A 21,476-nucleotide genomic window follows, 5' to 3' on the forward strand; every position below is an offset into this window, starting at 1 on the left:
ATGGGACATGCCGTCTTTATCCCGTAATGTGCCTGCGCGCCTGTATATTTGCCGTCTAAACTGCGCCTACCCAATGCGCTTGCGGCCCACTGACACGGATGGCACATGAACGAAACCAGTCTTCAACGTAAAACCCTGCTCTTGCTGCTGGCTTTGGTCACCATCGCGTTCATCTGGATTCTGCTGCCGTTCTATGGCGCGATTTTCTGGGCCGTTGCCCTGGGCATTCTGTTCGCTCCATTGCAGCGCAAGATGGTGCTCAAGTTGAAAGGGCGCCGAAACCTCGCGACCTTCTCCACCCTGGGGGTGTGCACGCTGATCGCGATTTTGCCGGTGATCGTTACCACCGTGCTGCTCGTGCAAGAAGTAGCCATGCTTTACAAGGATGTCGAGAGCGGAAAGATCAATGTCGCCAGCTATGTCATGCAGATCAAGGACGTCCTGCCGCCGACGGTACAGGACTGGCTGGACCGGTTCGGGGTCGGCAACATTGACGGCCTGAGTGAGAAAATTGCCAAAGGCGCTCTGGAGGGCAGTCAGTTCTTTGCGACCCAGGTGTTCAGTTTCGGGCAGAGCACCTTCGAGCTGGTGGTGAGTTTTTTCATCATGCTCTACCTGCTGTATTTCTTTATCCGTGACGGGCAGCAAATGGTGCGCTTGATCCGTAATACGGTGCCGATGGCCGAGCAGCACAAGCGTTTGTTGCAGCTCAAGTTGCGCCGTGTGGTCAGGGCCTCGGTCAAGGGCAACCTGGCAGTGGCCGTGACCCAGGGGGCCCTGGGCGGGTTGATTTTCTGGCTGCTGGGGATCCATAGCTCGCTGTTCTGGGCCGTGCTGATGATGTTCCTGTCGCTGCTGCCAGCGGTGGGCGCAGGCATTGTCTGGGCACCGGTGGCGGTGTACTTCCTGGCTTCGGGGATGATTTGGGAAGGGGTGGTGCTGGCGTTGTACGGGGTGTTTGTGATCGGGATGGTGGATAACGTGCTGCGTCCGATCATGGTGGGTAAAGACACCAAAATGCCGGACTTCCTGATTCTGATTTCGACCCTGGGCGGCATGGCGATCTTCGGCCTCAATGGCTTTGTGATCGGGCCATTGATTGCCGCCCTGTTCTTGTCCAGCTGGGGCCTGTTCAGTGGTACCCGGCGCAAAGTGCGACTGCCTGCCGATATCCCTCGCAACGATTAGCGAAAACTCCAGGAAACCCCGACGTAGGCGCCCCTGCCTTCGCCGGGAGTGGAGCGCGCGGCATCCAGCCCTTTGTCGTCATACCCCGGAGTCACAGTGGCGGGATAGCGTTCGCCGGTCAGGTTGCGCAGGTCGAGCCAGGTTTGCCAGTCCTGTTTGGGTGAGGCATAGCCCAGGGTCGCCCCCCAGAGCATGTAGGACGATGCGTAATATGAGTTGGCGTAATCCACCGCCATGCGTGAGGCAACCTGGGTGTTCAGCCCTGTATAGAACCCCTGCGGGTGGTCGTAGCGTATTTCAGCCTGATAGTAATGTTGCGGGATGCCCGGTAGCCGGTTGGCGCCAAACCGCGAGTCATCGCGAAAATGGAAGTCGCTGAAGGTGTAAGCCTGACGCAGCGAGACTTTACCCACCGCCTGGCGCTCCCACAGCAGGCTGTGGAGTCCGGCTTCGAAGCCCTGGTGCACCGTGGGGCTGGCGTTGGCTTCGCCGACAATGGCCACCTGTCCTGCGGTCGCGGCCCGGGTTTCGACACTCAGCAATTCATGGCGGATTGCCGAGTAGTACCAGGCCATATCCCATTGTCCGATCAAGGAATCGCCCCGGGTACCCAGCTCAAGGGTGGTGGCTGTCTGGTTGTCCAGCGCTACCGGCGTACTTTGTTGACCGGTAGCCGGGCCGCTGCCAACCGGGAATCGGTAGGGCGAGCCCCAGATCATCGACCAGGGGTGAGGTGGTTCTACTGAGCGGCTGAGGTTGGCATACACCTGCAGATCGGGGTTGAATTCGTAGCGCAGGCCGACCCGGGGCGCGTAATCCCAATCGTGCTGGCTGACCTTGCCGCCGCTGTCGGGGTAGCTGACGTCACTTTCGCGGCGGGTATAGATCAGTGCCATGCCGGTGGTCAGCCACAGGTCAGGGACCAGTTCCAGATCATTGCTGGCGTGCAGCACCGTGTCTGAGCCCTGGTAGCTGAAATCGCGAATTTTTGTTCCGGGCGCGTAACCGGCGGTATTGCCAATCGGCAGGCGCACGTATTCCGAGGCGCCGCTGTTGGGCAGGTGTTTGGTGTTGCGCAAGCCCAGGGTGGTGTTGCTTTCGAGTCCGAACAAGGTGTCGCGGCGCTTGTAGTTGAGGGTGCCGCTGATATCGCTGTAGGCGACTTTCAGCCGGTTCGGACCTTCGTGCAGATCCATCGGGTAGTCGTGATAGACCAGTCCCACCTCCAGCTGCGAGTCGTCATCCAGGTACATCGTGGTTTTGTTGCCCAGCCAAGTGCTGCCGGGCTGTGGGCGGGTGTAATCACCGTTCACATAAACCGGGTTGGCCGAGCGTGGATGATGCTTGATCTGGTCCTTGGTAACGCGGCCGGCCAGTTGGTTGTCGGTCTCGCGATAGCGCAGGTAAAAGCGGGTTTCGAGCTGCGGGCTGAAGCGATAACCGATGTTGGCCGCTATGCCTTTACTGCTGCCGCGGGTGTGATCCTGATAACCATCGGTGTCGGAGTCGGTCAGTGCCACGTAGTAATCGAGATCCCCCAGTACTTGTCCGGAACTGATCTGACGTTTCTGATAACCATAACTGCCGGTTTCATAGCGGACTTGCAGGGGGGCGGCGTCATGGCCGGTGCGGGTCACGTAATTGATCGAGCCGCCGAGGGCCAGTGCGCCGTTCTCAAAGCCGTTGGCGCCACGCAGCACTTCAGCCCGGCTCAGCCACAGGGGCTCGAACAGCTCGTATGGGGTGCCGCCGGGACCGGTCAATGGCAGGCCGTCGAACATCACGTACAGACCCGAGCCATGGGCCCCAGGGGCGCGATTGATGCCGGAGCCGCGAACGGAGACCTTGGCCCCGTCATTACCGGAAGATTGCGCGTAGATACCGGGTTGATAGGCCAGCACATCGGTGTTGCTGGCGGTGCGGCCATTTTCGACGCGGTTCAGGTCGATCAGGTTGCTGGCCCCGGGTACGTCATGCAGTCGGGCCTGGGCCAGTTCCAGTTCACTGCTTTCATCGCCGCGGACCTGAACCTCGCCCAACTCCAGTGACTCGGCGCAGACGGGTGTAGCGCAGACGAGCGCCAGGGGCAGCAATGAGTAAAGGGCGGATCGCATGAACAGGAATCTCGGTCGATGGGCGGGCGGCGCGCCAGCCTATACAAGCCGAGAATGACTCGCAACTTTCATGGGGCATCAATGGCGTGCGGGTTGAAAAGCTCGCGAGCAAGCTCGCTCCTACGGAGGGCGGGTGATTGCGGGTATCGGGAACAGGAGCTGTTGGCGGCGGGTTGAAAAGCTCGCGAGCAAGCTCGCTCCTACAGGGGAGGGTATTTGAGCGGGCAAAAAAATGCCCCGTAAAAGCCGGGCTTCTACGGGGCATGGGGTGCAACGTTTCAAGGCTTAGCCAACAAGGCTCAGCGTTGCGTGTTGCACCAGTTCAAGCATTGGCTGCGGGTATACACCCAGGATGAATACCAGTGCCGAAATAGCCAGCAGCATGACGCCACCCGCCTTTTGCTCCCAGTTCAGCGGAGCATCGTGACGATGCAGTTTTGGCTCGACCAGGTACAGGGTCACCATCACGCGCAGGTAGTAGAACACGCCGATGGCACTGCCCAGCACCAGGGACCCGACCAGCCACCATTGGTGGGCTTCAACGCCGGTAGCAACGATGTAGAACTTGCCGATAAAGCCGGCAGTCAGCGGGATACCCGCCAGCGACAGCATCATCACGGTCATGACCGCAGTCAGGTACGGACGACGCCAGAACAGGCCGCGGTACTCGTACAGCGCGTCAGCATCACGACCCTTGTACGGCGAGGACATCAGGGTAATCACACCGAATGCACCCAGGCTGGTCAGCACGTAGGTGATCAGGTACACGCCGATGGCTTCCATCGCCATGCCTTTGCTCGCCACCAGGGCGATCAGCAGATAGCCGAAGTGGGCGATGGACGAGTAACCCAGCAGACGCTTGAGGTTGTTCTGGGTCAGGGCCAGCAGGTTACCGAACAGGATCGAAGCAATCGCGATCACGGTCAGTACGTCGCTCATCACCCCGGTAGTTGCCGACGGGGTGATCTGGAACAAACGCACCATCACTGCAAACACGGCCACTTTGGAAGCGGTAGCCAGGAAAGCGGCGACCGGAGCCGGAGCACCTTCGTAGACGTCCGGAGTCCAGAGATGGAAAGGTACCAGCGACAGTTTGAACGCCAGGCCGACCAGCATCATGCCCAGACCCAGCTGGGCCAGCGGTGCAGGTACGCCGGAGGCTGCCAGGGCGTGACCGATACCGCTGAAGCTCAGGCTGCCGGCTTCGGCGTAGAGCAAGGCCATACCGAACAACAGGAACGCAGAACCGGCCGCCGACAGCACCATGTATTTGATGCCGGCTTCCAGTGAACGCTTGTTGAAGAAGGCATACGCCACCAAGCCGTACACCGGTACCGATAGCAGCTCCAGACCGATAAACAAGCCGGCCAGGTGTTGCGCGCTGACCAGAACAATGCCGCCGGTAGCGGCCAGCAGCATCAGCAGGTACAGCTCTTCGCGGTTGCCCGGATAGCCGGTGCCGCCTTCGCCCAGATAAGCATGGGCGAGGGTGACGCAGGCCAGGGTGGCGACCAGAATCAGCCCGATGTAGAGATAGGCAAAGTTGTCCATCATCAACAGCGGGGTGACAGCCAGCGGAGCCACTTTCAACGCAGGGAAGATCGACAGCAAGGCCAGGTTAAGACCGGCCACCGAAAGCAGGAAGGTCTGTGAATGGTTGCGCCGCCATGCGATTGCCAGCATCACCACTACAACGGTGAGACTGGTAATCAGCAGCGGCGCAAGCGCGATAAAGTGTTGGATCGTGAATTCCATAGCGCTCTTACCGGGCCGAAGCGAGTTGAGTGAAGGCGGTGCCGATCCACTGCTGCACGCCATGCATGGTCGCAGCCGAGGTATCGAGGAACGGTTGTGGGTATACGCCGATGAACACCAGCAATACCGCCAGACCGAGCACCATGATCAGTTCACGTGCATCCATGCCGGCCAGTACTGCATCCGACTTGGAAGGGCCGAAATAGGCGCGGTGAATCATGATCAGCGAGTAGACCGAACCAAACACCAGACCGGTTGTGGCAATGGCCGTGATCCATGGGAAGCTGGCGAACGAGCCAATCAGGATCAGGAATTCGCCGACGAAGTTACCGGTACCCGGCAGGCCCAGCGACGCCGCAGCGAAGAACAGGCTGATGGCCGGCAGGTAGGCGATCTTGGACCACAAACCGCCCATTTCCCGCATGTCGCGAGTGTGCAGACGCTCGTACAGTTGACCGCTGAGGATAAACAGCGCGGCTGCCGAAACACCGTGGGCCAGCATCTGGATGACGGCACCTTGCAGTGCCAGCTGGCTGCCGGAGTAGATCCCGATCAGTACGAAGCCCATGTGCGAAACACTGGAGAACGCGATCAGACGCTTGATGTCGGTTTGTGCGAAGGCCAGGAACGCGCCGTAGAAAATCCCGATCAGACCCAGGGCCATGGCAATCGGCGCAAACTCGGCCGAAGCATTCGGGAACAGCGGCAGGGCGAATCGCAGCAGACCATAGGCAGCGGTCTTCAGCAGGATACCGGCCAGGTCCACAGAACCGGCAGTCGGTGCCTGGGCGTGAGCGTCAGGCAACCAGGAGTGGAACGGTACGACTGGCAGTTTCACGGCAAACGCAATGAAGAAGCCAAGCATCAGGATGTACTCGGTAGTGAGTGACATCTTGGTTTTCAGCAACTCGGCGTAGCTGAAGGTAATCACGCCGGTGTTGTTGAAGTTGACCAGCACCAGACCCAGGATCGCCACCAGCATGATCAGGCCGGAAGCCTGAGTGAAGATGAAGAACTTGGTGGCGGCGTAGATACGGGTTTTCTTGCCGTCCGAAGAACTGTGACCCCAGAGCGCGATGAGGAAGTACATCGGCACCAGCATCATTTCCCAGAAGAAGAAGAACATGAACAGGTCGATGGCGAGGAACACGCCAACCACACCGCCCAGGATCCACATCAGGTTCAGGTGGAAGAAGCCCACATGACGCTGAATCTCTTTCCAGGAGCACAGAACGGACAGCACGCCGAGCAAGCCGGTGAGCAGGATCATCAGCAGCGACAGGCCGTCCAGCGCCAGGTGCACGCTGATACCGAAGCGTGCGATCCAGATGTGCTGGAACTCCAGGGCCCAGGTCGGATCGGCGCCGGGCGCCGGTGCAAATGAATAGTTACCCTGGGACCACAGCCAAAGGCCGAGTGCAAGCTCAAGGGACATGGTCAGCAACGCAATCCAGCGTGGCAGGGTAGGGCCGAAGCGCTCACCCAGCCAGCACAGCAGGCCGCCGATAAAGGGGATCAGGATTAGCCAAGGCAGAATCATGACGGGCTCAATTCCTTTCGCAATGTCGAAGGTTCATATCAGACCGCTACCAAAACGATGGCGCCCATGACCAGTACAGCACCGGCGGCCATAGAAGCAGCGTACCAACGCAGTTGTCCGGTTTCGCTACGGCTCAGGGCGTTATGCCCGGCTTTGGCCATCTTCGGGATCAAACCAATGGTCTGGTCCAGAGGATCTTTGCGCAGCAAGCGGCAGATCAACAGGTAAGGTTTGACGAACAGTTTGTCGTACAGCCAGTCGAAGCCCCACGCGGCGAACCACCAGGCCGTGAGGAAGCGGCCAATGGCGCTGTTGGCAACGTAGGTGACGAAGCGGCGCTTGCCCAGGTACAGCAAGCCGGCCAGCAGGATACCGGCCAGGGCGATGGCGCCCGAAGCGATTTCCAGGCTGTGCTTGGCTTCGCCGCCGGCATGGCCGACGCTTTGTGGCAGAACACCGGCCAGTGGCGGAGTGATCATGGCGCCGATGAAGGTCGACAGTACGATCAGTACCCCCAGCGGCAGCCAGTAGGAAACGCCATGCCCCGGGTGGGCTTCAGTCTTGGCTTCACCGTGGAACGTGATGAAGATCAGGCGGAAGGTGTACAGCGAGGTCATGAACGCGCCGACCAGGCCGGCATACAGCAGTTCGTTGTTGCCGCTGGCGAAGGCCTCCCAAAGAATTTCGTCCTTGGAGTAGAAGCCGGCCGTCAGCAGTGGCAAGGCAGAGAGTGCCGCGCCGCCGACGATGAAGCTGGCGTAGGCCAGTGGCAGTTTTTTCCACAGGCCGCCCATCTTGAAGATGTTCTGCTCGTGGTGGCAGGCGACGATCACCGCACCGGAAGCAAGGAACAGCAGGGCCTTGAAGAAGGCGTGGGTCATCAGGTGGAAGATCGCACCGTCCCATGCACCAACGCCCAGCGCCAGGAACATGTAGCCGATCTGGCTCATGGTCGAGTAGGCGAGGATACGTTTGATGTCGGTTTGTACCAGTGCGGCGAAACCGGCCAGTACCAGGGTCACGCCGCCGACGATACCCACCAGGTGCAGGATGTCCGGAGCGAGGGTGAACAGACCGTGGGTACGGGCAATCAGGTAAACGCCCGCGGTTACCATGGTTGCGGCGTGGATCAGTGCCGAAACCGGGGTAGGGCCGGCCATCGCATCTGCCAGCCAGGTTTGCAGTGGCAGTTGTGCCGATTTACCGACCGCGCCGCCCAGCAGCATCAGGGTCGCCAATACGATCCAGAAGTCACCGGCCTGGAACTTCAGCGGCGCTTGAACCAGCAGCTCCTGAATGTTCAGCGTGCCCAGTTGCTGGAACAGGATGAACAGGCCGATGGCCATGAACACGTCGCCGATACGGGTCACGATAAAGGCTTTGAGTGCGGCGTTACCGTTGTTGCGGTTGCTGTAGTAGAAACCGATCAACAGGTACGAGCACAGGCCTACACCTTCCCAGCCGAAGTACAGGAACAACAGGTTATCGCCCAGGATCAGGAACAGCATGCTGGCGATAAACAGGTTGGTGTACGCGAAGAAGCGCGAGTAGCCCTCTTCACCACGCATGTACCAGGAGGCGAACAGGTGGATCAGGAAGCCGACGCCGACCACCACGCCGAGCATGGTCACCGACAGGCCGTCCAGGTAGAGGGCGAAGTTGGGCTTGAAGCCTTCCACCGACATCCACTGCCACAGCACTTGTGTGTAGTGACCGCCTTCAGGCGGTGCAACGTTGAATTGCCAGATCACATAGGCAGCCACGATGGCCGAGAGGCCAATGGAGCCGACGCCGATCAGGGCCGAGAGGTTTTCGCTGAAGCGTCCACGGGAGAACGACAGCAGCAAAAAGCCGATCAGGGGGAATACGAAAGTCAGAAAGAGAAGGTTCATCCGCGCATCTCACTGGCAGCATCGATATCAAGCGTGTGGAAACGGCGATACAGCTGCAGCAGGATCGCCAGGCCAATGCTGGCCTCGGCAGCTGCAAGGGTGATCACCAGGATGAACATCACTTGTCCATCCGGCTGCGCCCAGCGTGCACCGGCAACGATGAACGCCAGTGCAGCGGCGTTCATCATGATTTCCAGACTCATCAATACGAAGAGAATGTTGCGACGTACCATCAGGCCGACCAGACCGAGGCAGAACAGGACACCGGCAACGGCCAGACCATGTTCGAGAGGTATTCCTGGCATGTTATTGCTCCTTCGCCTCGTTACGGCCCAAGTGGAACGCCGTCACTGCTGCTGCAAGCAACAGAAACGAGGCGAGTTCGACTACCAGCAGATACGGGCCGAACAGGCTGATGCCCACGGCTTTTGCATCGATGGTGGTTTGACCGATTGCAGCACCGCTCTGATGGGCGAACAGCACGTACAGCAGTTCGGCCAGCAGCAGGGCGGACAAAATGGTCGGTCCGATCCAGATATTGGGCTTGAGCCAGATGCGTTCCTGCTGAACCGAGGCCGGGCCCTGGTTGAGCATCATCACCACAAACACGAACAGCACCATGATGGCGCCGGCGTAGGCGATCACTTCCAGCACACCGGCAAACGGTGCGCCAAGGCTGAAGAACGTCATCGCCACGGCAATCAGCGAAATAATCAGGTAGAGCAGGGCATGCACGGGGTTGGTGTTGGTGATCACACGTAACGTGGACACTACAGCGATACCCGATGCGAAATAGAAAGCGAATTCCATCGTTCTTCCTTAAGGCAGCAAGCTCTTCACGTTGATCGGCTCGGCTTCGTTCTGGGCAGCGCCTTTCGGCTTGCCCTCAACGGCCATACCCGCAACACGATAGAAGTTGTAATCAGGGTTCTTGCCGGGGCCGGAGATCAGCAGATCTTCTTTCTCGTACACCAGGTCCTGACGTTTGAACTCGGCCATCTCGAAATCCGGAGTCAGCTGGATTGCGGTGGTCGGGCAGGCTTCCTCACACAGGCCGCAAAAAATGCAGCGTGAGAAGTTGATGCGGAAAAACTCCGGGTACCAACGGCCATCTTCGGTTTCGGCTTTTTGCAGCGAAATGCAGCCCACCGGGCACGCTACGGCGCACAGGTTGCAGGCTACACAGCGCTCTTCGCCGTCCGGGTCGCGGGTCAGGACGATCCGCCCGCGATAACGCGGTGGCAGATAGACCGCTTCTTCCGGGTATTGCAGCGTGTCACGCTTGCGGAAGGCATGGCCAAACACCATCACCAGGCTGCGAAGCTGGGTGTAGGTGCCATGCACGATGTCAAACAGATACTTGAACATGGGTCTCTATCCTCACTGAACCGCGCCGGCGGGCGTGTTCAACAACACGACTGCGGCGGTTACCAGCAAATTGATCAGGGTCAGCGGCAGGCAGAACTTCCAGCTGAAATCCATCACCTGGTCATACCGTGGGCGCGGAATGGAAGCGCGCAGCAGGATGAAGATCATGATGAAAAACGCGGTCTTCAGGGCGAACCAGATAAACGGAATCTGCGGCAGGATGCCGAAAGGCCCGTGCCAGCCACCGAAGAACAAAGTCACCAGCAACGCCGAGATCAACACGATCCCGATGTACTCACCAACGAAGAACATGCCCCATTTCATGCCGGCATATTCAATGTGGTAACCATCGGCCAGTTCCTGCTCGGCTTCGGGCTGGTCGAAGGGGTGACGGTGAGTCACGGCGACGCCAGCGATGAAGAAGGTCAGGAAACCGAAGATCTGCGGAATGATGAACCACATGTTCTGCGCTTGATATTCAACGATGTCGCGCATGTTGAACGAGCCAACCTGGACCACGATGCCCATCAGCGCCAGGCCCATGAACACTTCGTAGGACACGGTCTGGGCCGAGGCGCGCAAGGCGCCCAGCAAGGCGAACTTGTTGTTGCTGGACCAGCCGGCGAACAACACCGCGTACACCGACAGACCGGCCATGGCGAAGAAGAACAGGATGCCGATGTTCAGGTCCGCCACGCCCCAGGTCGGGGTGATCGGGATGATCGCAAAGGCGACCAGCAAGGCGCTCATGGCTACCACCGGTGCCAGGGTGAAAATCACCTTGTCGGCAAACGGCGGGGTCCAGTCTTCCTTGAAGAACATCTTGATCATGTCGGCAGCAATCTGAAACGCGCCGAACGGGCCAACCCGGTTCGGACCGTAACGGTCCTGCCAGAGGGCGAGCAAACGACGCTCGACCCAGCTCAACAGCGCGCCGCAGACCACCACGGCAAGCAGGATGACCACTGCTTTGAGTACCGAGATAATTACGTCGATCACTTCAGGCGTAAACCAGGTCATTGGGCTGCCTCCTGCAAACCGTCAACGGTAAGACCAAAGATCGCAGGCGGGATGCCGGCAAGACCTGCAGGCAATGCCACCAGACCTGAACCCAGCTCTTCATTGATCCGCAGCGGCAGACGCAGGGTCACACCGGCAACGTTCAGGCTGAGCAGAGCGCCGTCATTGACACCCAGACGATCGGCTTCGGCCTTGGCCAGCGCGATGTAAGCCGCCGGAATGCGTTCTTGAACCGGCGCGGCCTTGGAAGAGTTCTCTTCGCTGCCCAGCAGGTGGAAGAACGGCACTACTTGCCAGGTGCCGCGTGCCGGGTTGAATGCGCCCGGAATGCCGGCGAACCAGTTCAGCGAATCACCCTTGCTTTCGATCAGGCGGGTGCCCGGGTCGCCAGCACGGATATGACCACCCACTTCGTCCTGGAACTTGTTCCACGCTTGTGGCGAGTTCCAGCCCGGCGACCAGGCGAACGGCACCTGTTGGCGCGGTTCGACGGAGCCCGAGTAACCTTCCATCGAGAAGGCGAACGCGGTGTCCGGGTCTTGTGGGGTGCGAGGCTCATGCACGCTGATATTGGCGCGCATGGCGGTACGGCCGCTGTAACGCAGCGGTTCGCGGGCCAGTTTCATACCTTTGATACGGAACGCAGCAGAAGGTGCGGCATCAACGATGCGCGCCAACTCTGGAGTGCTCGCAGCAGTGGCCTGAGTCACGTGGTCCAGCAGGGTCCAGTCAACCGGCTTGTTCAGCAGGGTGCTGCGCAGGGCGTGCAACCAGCGCCAGCCTTCGTGAACCAGAATGCTGGCGTCCAGGTAAGTCGGGTCGAACACCTGGAAGAAGCGCTGGGCACGGCCTTCCTGGCTGACCAGCGTACCGTCGCCTTCAGCGAAGCTGGCGGCTGGCAGAACCAGGTCGGCACGGTCGGTGGTCGCGGTCTTTTGATGATCGGCAACGATCAGCACTTTGGCCGCATCCAGCGCAGCATTGACCTTGACTGCATCAACCCGGGTGAACAGGTCGTTTTCCAGCACTACGATGGCGTCGGCTTTACCGTCAGTCACTGCTTGCAGGGCCGCGTCCAGCGATTCGCCACCGAGCATGGCCAGGCCAAGGCTGTTGGCTTCCGGAACGATCAGGCTGATGGAACCGGCCTTTTCCCGCAGGTGCAAGGCTTTGGCGATGTTGCCTGCGGCTTCGATCAGGGCTTTGCAGCCCAGGGAAGTACCGGCAATGATCAGTGGGCGTTTGGCTGCCAGCAGGGCGTTGGCGATGCGTTGTGCCAGCTCCAGGGCTTCTGCATCCAGACCGGCGACGGCAGGCGCGCTGGCGTCGATGGCATGGGCCACGGCGAAACCGATACGGGCCAGGTCATCCGGTGCTGCGTGTACGCATTCTTCGGCAACGTCGTCGAGCTTGGTTTCAGCCAGGCTGGCGATGAACAACGGGTACAGGGCGTGTTGGCCGATGTTTTTGACTGCAGCATCGAGCCATGGCTGTACGCGCATGCCATCGGCCATTTCTTCGGCCTTGCCCTTGACCGATTGACGCAGCGACAGCGCCATACGGGCGGCGGTCTGGGTCAGGTCTTCGCCAAGGACGAAAATGGCGTCGTGATCTTCGATCTCGCGCATGTTCGGCACTGGCAACGGGCTATCTTTCAGAACTTGCAGCACCAGACGGATGCGCTCCAGCTCACCGGCTTCGATGCCCGAGTAGAAGTGCTCGGCGCCGACCAGTTCGCGCAACGCGTAGTTGCTTTCGAGGCTGGCACGTGGCGATCCGATACCGACGATGTTGCGACCGCGCAGCAGGTCGGCAGCCTTGTCCAGTGCCGCGTCGAGGCTCAGTTTGCTGCCATCGGCCAGCAATGGCTGGCGCGGGCGGTCTGTGCGGTTGACGTAGCCATAGCCGAAACGGCCACGGTCACACAGGAAGTACTGGTTGACCGAACCGTTGAAGCGGTTTTCGATGCGGCGCAATTCGCCATAACGCTCACCCGGGCTGATGTTGCAGCCGCTGGAGCAACCGTGGCAGATGCTGGGTGAAAACTGCATGTCCCACTTGCGGTTGTAGCGCTCGGAGTGGGTTTTGTCAGTGAACACGCCGGTCGGGCAGACTTCGGTGAGGTTGCCCGAGAATTCGCTTTCGAGCACGCCGTCTTCAACGCGACCGAAGTACACGTTGTCGTGGGCGCCGAATACGCCGAGGTCGGTGCCGCCGGCGTAGTCTTTATAGAAGCGCACGCAGCGATAGCAGGCGATGCAGCGGTTCATTTCGTGGGAAATAAACGGGCCCAGTTGCTGGTTCTGGTGAGTACGCTTGGTGAAGCGATAACGGCGCTCGTTGTGGCCGGTCATCACGGTCATGTCTTGCAGATGACAGTGACCGCCTTCTTCGCACACAGGGCAGTCGTGCGGGTGGTTGGTCATCAGCCATTCAACAACGCTGGCGCGAAACACTTTCGCCTCTTCGTCGTCGATGGAGATCCAGCTACCGTCGGTGGCCGGGGTCATGCATGACATGACGATACGACCACGCTTGTCGTTCTCGTCGGTGTACTGCTTGACGGCGCATTGGCGGCAAGCGCCAACACTGCCCAGGGCAGGGTGCCAGCAGAAATACGGGATATCGAGGCCTAGCGACAGACACGCCTGTAACAGGTTGTCTGCCCCATCGACTTCGAGATCTTTGCCGTCTACGTGGATAGTGGCCATGGTTCAAAGGTCTTCGTTGGCCCGGTGTCAGCGGGCGTGGCTAATGGAATCTTGTTATGCGTTCGAAGCAACTCAGCCTTACGGCGTTATCGAACGATCAGAGAGCGGCACGGACCGCTCTCCTTCAGAGCGTTACGCGCCGATAACAATCGGGCGTGCCAGAGGTGGAACTCCGGGTTTTGCTTGCGCAATACCGGCTTCGAACTCTGGACGGAAGTACTTGATCGCGCTGCCCAATGGCTCCACGGCACCCGGTGCGTGAGCACAGAACGTCTTGCCAGGGCCGAGGAAACCGACCAGACCCAGCAGGGTCTCGATATCGCCGGGCTGACCTTCACCGTTCTCGATGGCCATCAGCAGCTTGACGCTCCATGGCAGGCCATCACGGCACGGGGTGCAGAAACCGCAGGATTCGCGAGAGAAGAACTGTTCCATGTTGCGCAGCAGGGACACCATGTTCACGCTGTCGTCGACGGCCATGGCCAGACCGGTACCCATACGGGTGCCAACCTTGGCGATGCCACCGGCGTACATTTGTGCGTCCAGGTGCTCCGGCAGCAGGAAGCCGGTACCGGCACCGCCCGGCTGCCAGCACTTGAGCTTGAAGCCGTCGCGCATGCCGCCGGCATAGTCTTCGAACAGCTCGCGGGCGGTCACGCCAAACGGCAGTTCCCACAGGCCGGGGTTCTTGACCTTGCCGGAGAAGCCCATGAGCTTGGTGCCCATGTCTTCGCTGCCTTCGCGGGCAATGGATTTGTACCAGTCAACGCCGTTGCCGATGATGGCTGGCACGTTGCACAGGGTTTCAACGTTGTTCACGCAAGTCGGCTTGCCCCATACGCCCACGGCTGCCGGGAACGGCGGCTTGGAGCGCGGATTGGCGCGACGGCCTTCGAGGGAGTTGATCAGTGCGGTTTCTTCACCGCAGATGTAACGCCCGGCGCCGGTGTGAACGAACAGTTCGAAGTCAAACCCCGAGCCCAGGATGTTCTTGCCCAGCAGGCCCGCAGCCTTGGCTTCTTCGACCGCACGGTTGAGGTGCTTGGCGGCGGTGGTGTATTCGCCACGCAGGAAGATATAGCCACGGTAGGTTTTCAGTGCGCGGGCACTGATCAGCATGCCTTCGATCAGCAGATGGGGCAGTTGCTCCATCAGCATGCGGTCTTTCCAGGTGTTGGGTTCCATCTCATCGGCGTTACACAGCAGGTAACGGATGTTCATGGATTCGTCTTTGGGCATCAGCCCCCACTTCACCCCGGTAGGGAAGCCGGCGCCGCCTCGACCCTTGAGGCCGGCGTCTTTCACGGTCTGGACGATGTCGTCCGTGGCCATGTCGGCGAATGCCTTGCGGGCTGCAGCGTAACCGTCCTTGGCCTGGTACTCGTCAAGCCATACCGGCTCGCCGTCGTCACGCAGACGCCAGGTCAGAGGGTGGGTTTCCGGCGACCGCGCGATACGGTTGGCAGGGCCGAAAGAAGTCAGGGTCATGGGTAGCCCTCCAACAACGTGGCGACGCCAGCAGGCTGTACGTCACCGAATGTGTCGTCGTCGATCATCAACGCCGGCGCCTTGTCGCAGTTGCCCAGGCAGCACACTGGCAGCAGCGTGAAGCGGCCGTCTGCAGTGGTCTGGCCCAGGCCGATGCCCAGCTTGCTCTGGATTTCGCTGACTACGGATTCGTGGCCACCGATGTAGCAGACCATGCTGTCGCATACGCGAATGATGTGACGGCCCACTGGCTGACGGAAGATCTGGCTGTAGAACGTGGCCACGCCTTCAACGTCGCTGGCGGGGATGCCGAGCATTTCACCGATGGCGTAAAGCGCGCCATCGGGCACCCAGCCGCGTTCCTTCTGAACGATCTTCAGGGCTTCGATCGACGCAGCGCGCGGATCTTCGTAGTGATGCAGCTCGTGCTCGATGGCCGAGCGCTCGGTTTCGCTCAGGGCGAAACGGTCTGTCTGGATAAGCGTGCTGTTCATGCTTAGCGGTCCACGTCGGCCATAACGAAATCGATACTACCCAGGTACGCAATCAAGTCCGCGACCATTTCGCCTTTGATCACCGAAGGGATCTGCTGCAGGTGCGGGAAGCTTGGGGTGCGAATCCGGGTGCGGTAGCTCATGGTGCCGCCATCGCTCGTCAGGTAATAACTGTTGATGCCCTTGGTCGCTTCGATCATCTGGAAGGATTCGTTGGCCGGCATTACCGGGCCCCACGAAACTTGCAGGAAGTGCGTGATCAAGGTCTCGATGTGCTGCAGCGTGCGCTCTTTAGGCGGCGGCGTGGTCAGCGGGTGATCCGCCTTGTACGGCCCGGCCGGCATGTTGCGCATGCACTGCTCGATGATTTTCAGGCTCTGGCGCATTTCTTCGACGCGCACGATGCAGCGGTCGTAGGCATCGCCGTTGGCCGCCAGCGGAACTTCAAACTCGAAGTTCTCGTAGCCGGAATACGGACGCGCCTTGCGCAGGTCGAAATCGCAACCGGTCGAACGCAGGCCGGCACCGGTGACGCCCCATTCCAGGGCCTCTTTGGTGTTGTAGGCGGCGACGCCGATCGTACGGCCACGCAGGATGCTGTTGTCCAGAGCGGCTTTCTGGTACTCGTCCAGACGCTTGGGCATCCAGTCGATGAATTCCTTGACCAGGCGTTCCCAACCGTTCGGCAGGTCGTGGGCAACACCGCCGATGCGGTACCAGGCCGGGTGCAGACGGAAGCCGGTGATGGCTTCGATCACCTTGTATGCGCGCTGACGGTCGGTAAACGTGAAGAACACCGGGGTCATTGCGCCCACGTCCTGGATGTATGTCCCCAGGAACAGCAGGTGGCTGGTGATACGGAAGAACTCGGCCATCATGATGCGGATGGTGTCTACCCGATCCGGTACCTTGATGCCCGCCAGCTTCTCGACCGACAGCACGTACGGCAGGTTGTTCATCACGCCGCCGAGGTAGTCGATACGGTCGGTGTACGGGATGAAGCTGTGCCAGGACTGGCGCTCGGCCATTTTTTCGGCACCACGGTGGTGGTAGCCGACGTCTGGCACGCAGTCGACGATCTCTTCACCGTCCAGCTGCAGAATGATGCGGAAGGCACCGTGAGCAGAAGGGTGGTTGGGGCCGAGGTTGAGGAACATGTAGTCCTCGTTTTCCCCGGAACGCTTCATGCCCCAGTCTTCGGGTTTGAAACGGGCGGCTTCTTCTTCCAGCTGAACCTTGGCCAGGGTCAGGCTGTACGGATCGAACTCAGTGGCCCGGGCCGGGAAGTCCTTGCGCAGCGGGTGACCTTCCCAGGTCGGCGGCATCATGATGCGCGACAGGTGCGGGTGGCCTTTGAAGTCGATACCGAACATGTCCCAGACTTCACGCTCGTACCAGTTGGCGTTCGGCCAGATACCGGTGATGGTCGGCACGCTCAGGTCACTTTCGGACAGCGCCACCTTGATCATGACGTCGCTGTTACGTTCAAGCGACATCAGGTGATAGAAGACGGTGAAGTCGGCACCCGATGGCAGGCCCTGACGCTTGGTGCGCAGACGTTCGTCCACACCGTGCAAGTCGTAGAGCATGACGTAAGGTTTTGGCAGGTTGCGCAGGAAGGTCAGTACTTCAACCAGTTTTGCGCGGGTAACCCAAAGCACCGGCATGCCGGTGCGCGTGGCCTGGGCAGTGAATGCCTCGGGGCCAAAACGGGTGTTCAGTTCGACAACCACATCTTGGTCGTCAGCCTTATAAGGCGGGATGTACAGAGCGGAGCCTGTAGTCATGGTTTTTTTATCGCTTTCGGTCAACGTAAAGAATGAAGCCAGTGTCTCGTTCTATTAAAGAAGCAGAGCTGGATCAGACTTCGTCGGGGCTGCGCAGGTTGGTCACCTGAATACGCTGTTCACGGCGCTGTTCCTTTTGTGACGGCATCTCGGCGCGATAAACGCCTTGTTCGCCGACAACCCAGGAAAGTGGGCGACGCTCCTGGCCAATCGACTCTTGCAAGAGCATCAAGCCCTGCAGAAAAGCCTCTGGGCGGGGTGGGCAGCCAGGCACGTAAACGTCCACGGGCAGGAACTTGTCGACCCCTTGAACCACGGAGTAAATGTCGTACATGCCACCGGAGTTGGCGCAAGAACCCATGGAAATAACCCATTTAGGCTCAAGCATTTGCTCATAGAGACGCTGAATGATCGGCGCCATCTTGATGAAGCAGGTACCGGCAATAACCATGAAATCCGCCTGACGCGGCGATGCCCGGATAACTTCGGCGCCAAAGCGCGCGATGTCGTGGGGCGCCGTGAAGGCGGTGGTCATCTCCACGTAGCAGCAGGACAGACCGAAGTTGTACGGCCACAGGGAGTTCTTACGTCCCCAATTGACCGTATTGTTCAGTACGTCCTCAAGCTTGCCCATGAAGATGTTTTTGTGGACTTGATCTTCTAACGGATCGGAAACGGTTTCCCGTTCGCCGATCGGGTACTGCTCGTTAGGAGCATCCGGGTCGATCCTGGTGAGTTCGTATTGCATCGCCAAAGCCTCATTGTTTCAGCTTGGCCTGCCGCTTACGACGAGCTTCCGGTGCCCAATCAAGAGCACCCACCCGAAATAGGTAGACAAGGCCTGCCAACAGAATTGCTATGAAAACGAGAGCTTCGACGAATCCGGTCCAGCCGCTTTCGCGAACAGACACAGACCAGGCAAAGAGAAAAAGGGCTTCGATATCGAAGATCACGAACAGCATCGCGACCAGATAGAATTTGGCTGAGAGCCGCAAGCGGGCGCCACCGGTAGGTAGCATGCCCGACTCGAACGGTTCGTTTTTGCTGCGCCCCCAGGCTTTTGACCCGAGGAGGCTGGAGACGCCGAGCATGAAGGCACAAAGGCCGACAACACCGAGAAGGAAAATGGCAAAGCCCCAGTTGTGGGCTATGAGTCCTGTCGCTTCGGGCATGCTGGTAATCCTTAACAGAGAGCAAAGGTCTCTGAGCTTAAAAAAGAAATAAAGCAGTGACGATATGTCGCAGCGCTATTGATGGCCGGGATTTTATGGCTAAACACCCGGCAAGTAAATTTTCTAAGATGAATTAATTCAATCCTTTAGTGGTAGAGACATCCATAAAGACTGTCCAGGCCACGTTGTACGGGCATTGCAGCGTGTTTTGGTGATTATGTTTGGTGGGGCAACCAATCAACAAAAGCAACTCTAAATGATAATTAATATCGTTTAAGCGCTTGTCTGTGAGGACTCCGCTGCGGGGGTGTGTGGAAGTTGGCTTATATATGTACCGGATGCAAGTTCCGGACTTGGCTTTTTACCTGATTCTTGTTTCCGGGTATGGACCTGGATCAGTTTTTCGTCGATTCAAAAGGTGACGCTGCATGGGCTCGGTGCAGGTGCTGGCTTGCCAGTGACGCTGTCGTGCCGCAAGGAGGCATTGAGGCTGTCGCCGGCCAGCCAGCTTCTGCGGATTAATGGTCAGCAAAAAAAGCCCCGAACCAGTCGGGGCGTCATGTTCAAGGCATTGCGTGTTTTTCTCGGCAGGTCAGGCAATGTCCCTGTTTCGTTTTTCGGCTGGCAATCAGTGGAACTGTTCTTCTTCAGTAGACCCGGTGAGGGCGGTTACTGAGGACGAGCCGCCTTGAATCACGGTGGTCATGTCGTCGAAGTAGCCAGTGCCCACTTCCTGCTGGTGCGCCACAAAGGTGTAGCCTTTGGCGGCGTCAGCGAACTCCTGCTCCTGCAGCTTCACGTAGGCGGTCATGTCGTTGCGGGCATAGTCGTGTGCCAGGTTGAACATGCTGTGCCACATGTTGTGGATGCCGGCCAGGGTGATGAACTGGTGCTTGTAGCCCATGGCTGACAGTTCGCGCTGGAACTTGGCGATGGTCGCGTCGTCCAGGTTCTTCTTCCAGTTGAAGGACGGCGAGCAGTTGTACGACAGCAGCTGGTCCGGATATTCCTTTTTGATCGCTTCGGCAAAGCGACGGGCTTCGTCCAGATCCGGTTTGGCAGTCTCGCACCAGATCAGATCGGCATACGGTGCGTAAGCCAGACCGCGGGCGATAGCCTGGTCCAGGCCGGCACGTACTTTGTAGAAGCCTTCCTTGGTCCGCTCGCCGGTGACGAATGGCTGGTCGTACGGGTCGCAGTCAGAGGTCAGCAGATCTGCTGCGTTGGCGTCGGTGCGGGCCAGGATGATGGTCGGTGTGCCGGCAACGTCTGCAGCCAGACGGGCTGCGGTCAGTTTTTGCACGGCTTCCTGGGTAGGCACCAGAACCTTGCCGCCCATGTGTCCGCATTTTTTAACCGAAGCCAGCTGGTCTTCGAAGTGAACGCCGGCGGCGCCTGCTTCGATCATGCTCTTCATCAGTTCGTAAGCGTTCAGCACGCCGCCGAAACCGGCTTCGGCGTCAGCCACGATCGGTGCGAAGTAGTCGATGTAACCCTGGTCGCCCGGGTTTTTGCCGGCTTTCCACTGGATCTGGTCGGCGCGACGGAATGAGTTGTTGATGCGCTTGACCACGGTTGGGACCGAGTCCACCGGGTACAGCGACTGATCGGGGTACATGGATTCAGCAGAGTTGTTGTCTGCTGCCACTTGCCAGCCCGACAGGTAGATAGCCTGGATGCCGGCCTTGACCTGTTGTACTGCCTGGCCCCCGGTCAGGGCGCCCATGCAGTTGACGAAATCTTTCTCGGGACGGAAGGACGGGTGTGCGCCCTGTGTCACCAGTTTCCACAGCTTGTCAGCGCCCATTTTTGCGAAGGTGTGCTCGGGTTGAACCGAGCCGCGCAGGCGGACCACGTCAGCAGCGGAGTAATCGCGAGTCACGCCTTTCCAGCGTGGATTTTCGGCCCAGTCTTTTTCAAGGGCTGCAATTTGCTGTTCGCGTGTCAGTGCCATGGAGATAAACCTCGTCGCATAGGTCTGGGTTGAAAAGTAGTTGCTCCACCAGGCACACAACAATGTTGTTAAGCGTGAATGGCTACTCGCTACAGACTCAGAGCCATTTGGGGGCCTCTGATCAGCGGGAGCGGGGCCATCATGCCTCTGCATTTTTACGTCGTCAAATGTTTTGTAGTGCTTTTTTCAAGGCACTACATAATTGCCGAAAAAACGACTTGCCGGTCAGTTTCGGGCCTTTTAGTCGAGAGCGTCTACTTTGACCCGCAAGGTCATGTCATCCGTTCCCTGGGTAGAGTAGGTGCGGGTTCCAGCCTGCTGGCCGGCCATATTCCGGCTATTGCTGCCGGCGAGGGTGATCCACTGACCCAGCGGGCCGCTGACTTGTGTGTCGGTATTTTGAATGTTCACTACATCCGGCTGTTCCTGGCTCATGCGGTCGCGGTTGGCGTTGATCGCCAGGTGTACCGTTTCACCTGTGACAGTGGCGGTCACGTAGAAACCCCGGGTGACATCCCGGTATTCGGTTTGCGTCAGCAGTCGTCCATACGCGTCTGTCTGCGTGCTGGTGAGTGGCACGCTCTGGCCGCTCTGGATAAACGCAGGCACCCCTTCGGTGGCCTGGATCTGCTGGGTGCCGCCATTGCGACTGGCCGTGCTGATTACCCGTGTTGAGCTGCTGGCGTCAGGCAGGTTGTTGTCGCTGGTATCCACGGTGATCAGCAGGCGCCTGGCTGGCTTGTCGAGTTGCGCAAGCAGGTCTTCGAGGTTTTTGATTTTTGAGGCAGAGGCCTCGACGATCAATTGATTGCCGTAGGCGCTGACTTTGCCGTTTTTACCGATAAAGTTCTGTGCGATGGGCAGCAGGTCGGTGCTGGTGCGGTTCTGCAGGGTGATGACCTGGGTATCGGCCAGGGCGCTGATGCTGCACAACAGTGCCAGGCTGGCGATGATGGCGCGTAGGGACATGTCCGTTATCTCCGCAATGCTGAA

General features: G+C 59.2%; 17 protein-coding genes. 1 reads left to right on the forward strand and 16 read right to left on the reverse strand.

Annotated features, from left to right (window positions below):
- Positions 1-105: 105 nt before the first annotated feature.
- Positions 106-1,188: an AI-2E family transporter gene (locus JQ848_RS07640; protein WP_003446960.1), complete on the forward strand. Its 1,083-nt coding sequence runs from the start codon at positions 106-108 to the stop codon at positions 1,186-1,188.
- On the opposite strand, the gene JQ848_RS07645 is transcribed toward JQ848_RS07640, so the two are convergent.
- From JQ848_RS07645 to JQ848_RS07720, 16 genes are all read right to left on the reverse strand, one after another.
- Positions 1,185-3,302: a TonB-dependent receptor family protein gene (locus tag JQ848_RS07645; protein WP_202210438.1), complete on the reverse strand. Its 2,118-nt coding sequence runs from the start codon at positions 3,300-3,302 to the stop codon at positions 1,185-1,187. The genes JQ848_RS07640 and JQ848_RS07645 overlap by 4 nt on opposite strands.
- Positions 3,303-3,587: 285 nt before the next feature.
- Positions 3,588-5,057, reverse strand: coding sequence for an NADH-quinone oxidoreductase subunit NuoN (gene nuoN / locus JQ848_RS07650; protein ID WP_003446964.1), 1,470 nt, complete (start codon positions 5,055-5,057; stop codon positions 3,588-3,590).
- A gap of 7 nt (positions 5,058-5,064) precedes the next feature.
- Complete coding sequence (gene nuoM, locus JQ848_RS07655) at positions 5,065-6,597, reverse strand: NADH-quinone oxidoreductase subunit M (RefSeq protein ID WP_003446966.1); 1,533 nt, start codon at positions 6,595-6,597, stop codon at positions 5,065-5,067.
- 38 nt (positions 6,598-6,635) lie between these two features.
- Entirely contained in the window at positions 6,636-8,489 is a 1,854-nt protein-coding gene (nuoL, locus tag JQ848_RS07660) for an NADH-quinone oxidoreductase subunit L (protein ID WP_003446968.1), read from the reverse strand.
- Positions 8,486-8,794, reverse strand: coding sequence for an NADH-quinone oxidoreductase subunit NuoK (nuoK, locus tag JQ848_RS07665; protein ID WP_003446970.1), 309 nt, complete (start codon positions 8,792-8,794; stop codon positions 8,486-8,488). Before nuoK ends, nuoL begins: the two co-directional genes overlap by 4 nt.
- 1 nt (position 8,795) lies before the next feature.
- Complete coding sequence (nuoJ, locus tag JQ848_RS07670; protein ID WP_003446971.1) at positions 8,796-9,299, reverse strand: NADH-quinone oxidoreductase subunit J; 504 nt, start codon at positions 9,297-9,299, stop codon at positions 8,796-8,798.
- Positions 9,300-9,308: 9 nt separating this feature from the next.
- A complete protein-coding gene (gene nuoI / locus JQ848_RS07675; RefSeq protein ID WP_003446975.1) occupies positions 9,309-9,857 on the reverse strand; it encodes an NADH-quinone oxidoreductase subunit NuoI in 549 nt (182 codons plus the stop codon).
- 12 nt (positions 9,858-9,869) lie between these two features.
- Entirely contained in the window at positions 9,870-10,877 is a 1,008-nt protein-coding gene (nuoH, locus tag JQ848_RS07680; RefSeq protein WP_003446978.1) for an NADH-quinone oxidoreductase subunit NuoH, read from the reverse strand.
- Positions 10,874-13,588, reverse strand: a complete 2,715-nt coding sequence (gene nuoG, locus JQ848_RS07685) for an NADH-quinone oxidoreductase subunit NuoG (protein WP_003446979.1) — start codon at positions 13,586-13,588, stop codon at positions 10,874-10,876. Before nuoG ends, nuoH begins: the two co-directional genes overlap by 4 nt.
- A 132-nt stretch (positions 13,589-13,720) precedes the next feature.
- On the reverse strand, positions 13,721-15,076 hold the full coding sequence (gene nuoF / locus JQ848_RS07690; protein WP_003446981.1) for an NADH-quinone oxidoreductase subunit NuoF: 1,356 nt from the start codon (positions 15,074-15,076) through the stop codon (positions 13,721-13,723).
- Complete coding sequence (gene nuoE / locus JQ848_RS07695; protein WP_010656198.1) at positions 15,073-15,570, reverse strand: NADH-quinone oxidoreductase subunit NuoE; 498 nt, start codon at positions 15,568-15,570, stop codon at positions 15,073-15,075. Before nuoE ends, nuoF begins: the two co-directional genes overlap by 4 nt.
- A 2-nt stretch (positions 15,571-15,572) precedes the next feature.
- Positions 15,573-17,357, reverse strand: coding sequence for an NADH-quinone oxidoreductase subunit C/D (gene nuoC / locus JQ848_RS07700; protein ID WP_003446985.1), 1,785 nt, complete (start codon positions 17,355-17,357; stop codon positions 15,573-15,575).
- A gap of 73 nt (positions 17,358-17,430) precedes the next feature.
- Complete coding sequence (locus JQ848_RS07705) at positions 17,431-18,105, reverse strand: NuoB/complex I 20 kDa subunit family protein (RefSeq protein WP_060691360.1); 675 nt, start codon at positions 18,103-18,105, stop codon at positions 17,431-17,433.
- A 10-nt stretch (positions 18,106-18,115) separates the two neighbouring features.
- Complete coding sequence (locus JQ848_RS07710; protein WP_003446990.1) at positions 18,116-18,529, reverse strand: NADH-quinone oxidoreductase subunit A; 414 nt, start codon at positions 18,527-18,529, stop codon at positions 18,116-18,118.
- Positions 18,530-19,157: 628 nt separating this feature from the next.
- Entirely contained in the window at positions 19,158-20,483 is a 1,326-nt protein-coding gene (gene aceA, locus JQ848_RS07715; protein WP_003446991.1) for an isocitrate lyase, read from the reverse strand.
- A gap of 240 nt (positions 20,484-20,723) precedes the next feature.
- On the reverse strand, positions 20,724-21,452 hold the full coding sequence (locus tag JQ848_RS07720) for a secretin N-terminal domain-containing protein (RefSeq protein WP_003446993.1): 729 nt from the start codon (positions 21,450-21,452) through the stop codon (positions 20,724-20,726).
- Positions 21,453-21,476 lie beyond the last annotated feature (24 nt).

The sequence above is a fragment of the Pseudomonas paraversuta genome, from assembly GCF_904067025.1.
GTDB classification, from domain to species: Bacteria; Pseudomonadota; Gammaproteobacteria; order Pseudomonadales; family Pseudomonadaceae; genus Aquipseudomonas; species Aquipseudomonas paraversuta.

Coding starts and splice junctions, on each gene's coding strand:
- JQ848_RS07720 (WP_003446993.1), bottom strand. CDS start 21,452: ATGTCCCTACGCGCCATCATCGCCAGCCTGGCACTGTTGTGCAGCATC.
- nuoC (WP_003446985.1), bottom strand. CDS start 17,357: ATGACTACAGGCTCCGCTCTGTACATCCCGCCTTATAAGGCTGACGAC.
- nuoH (WP_003446978.1), bottom strand. CDS start 10,877: ATGACCTGGTTTACGCCTGAAGTGATCGACGTAATTATCTCGGTACTC.
- nuoM (WP_003446966.1), bottom strand. CDS start 6,597: ATGATTCTGCCTTGGCTAATCCTGATCCCCTTTATCGGCGGCCTGCTG.
- nuoI (WP_003446975.1), bottom strand. CDS start 9,857: ATGTTCAAGTATCTGTTTGACATCGTGCATGGCACCTACACCCAGCTT.
- nuoK (WP_003446970.1), bottom strand. CDS start 8,794: ATGCCAGGAATACCTCTCGAACATGGTCTGGCCGTTGCCGGTGTCCTG.
- nuoJ (WP_003446971.1), bottom strand. CDS start 9,299: ATGGAATTCGCTTTCTATTTCGCATCGGGTATCGCTGTAGTGTCCACG.
- nuoF (WP_003446981.1), bottom strand. CDS start 15,076: ATGACCCTGACTTCTTTCGGCCCTGCCAACCGTATCGCGCGGTCGCCG.
- JQ848_RS07710 (WP_003446990.1), bottom strand. CDS start 18,529: ATGCCCGAAGCGACAGGACTCATAGCCCACAACTGGGGCTTTGCCATT.
- nuoN (WP_003446964.1), bottom strand. CDS start 5,057: ATGGAATTCACGATCCAACACTTTATCGCGCTTGCGCCGCTGCTGATT.
- nuoG (WP_003446979.1), bottom strand. CDS start 13,588: ATGGCCACTATCCACGTAGACGGCAAAGATCTCGAAGTCGATGGGGCA.
- JQ848_RS07645 (WP_202210438.1), bottom strand. CDS start 3,302: ATGCGATCCGCCCTTTACTCATTGCTGCCCCTGGCGCTCGTCTGCGCT.
- aceA (WP_003446991.1), bottom strand. CDS start 20,483: ATGGCACTGACACGCGAACAGCAAATTGCAGCCCTTGAAAAAGACTGG.
- nuoE (WP_010656198.1), bottom strand. CDS start 15,570: ATGAACAGCACGCTTATCCAGACAGACCGTTTCGCCCTGAGCGAAACC.
- JQ848_RS07640 (WP_003446960.1), top strand. CDS start 106: ATGAACGAAACCAGTCTTCAACGTAAAACCCTGCTCTTGCTGCTGGCT.
- nuoL (WP_003446968.1), bottom strand. CDS start 8,489: ATGAACCTTCTCTTTCTGACTTTCGTATTCCCCCTGATCGGCTTTTTG.
- JQ848_RS07705 (WP_060691360.1), bottom strand. CDS start 18,105: ATGCAATACGAACTCACCAGGATCGACCCGGATGCTCCTAACGAGCAG.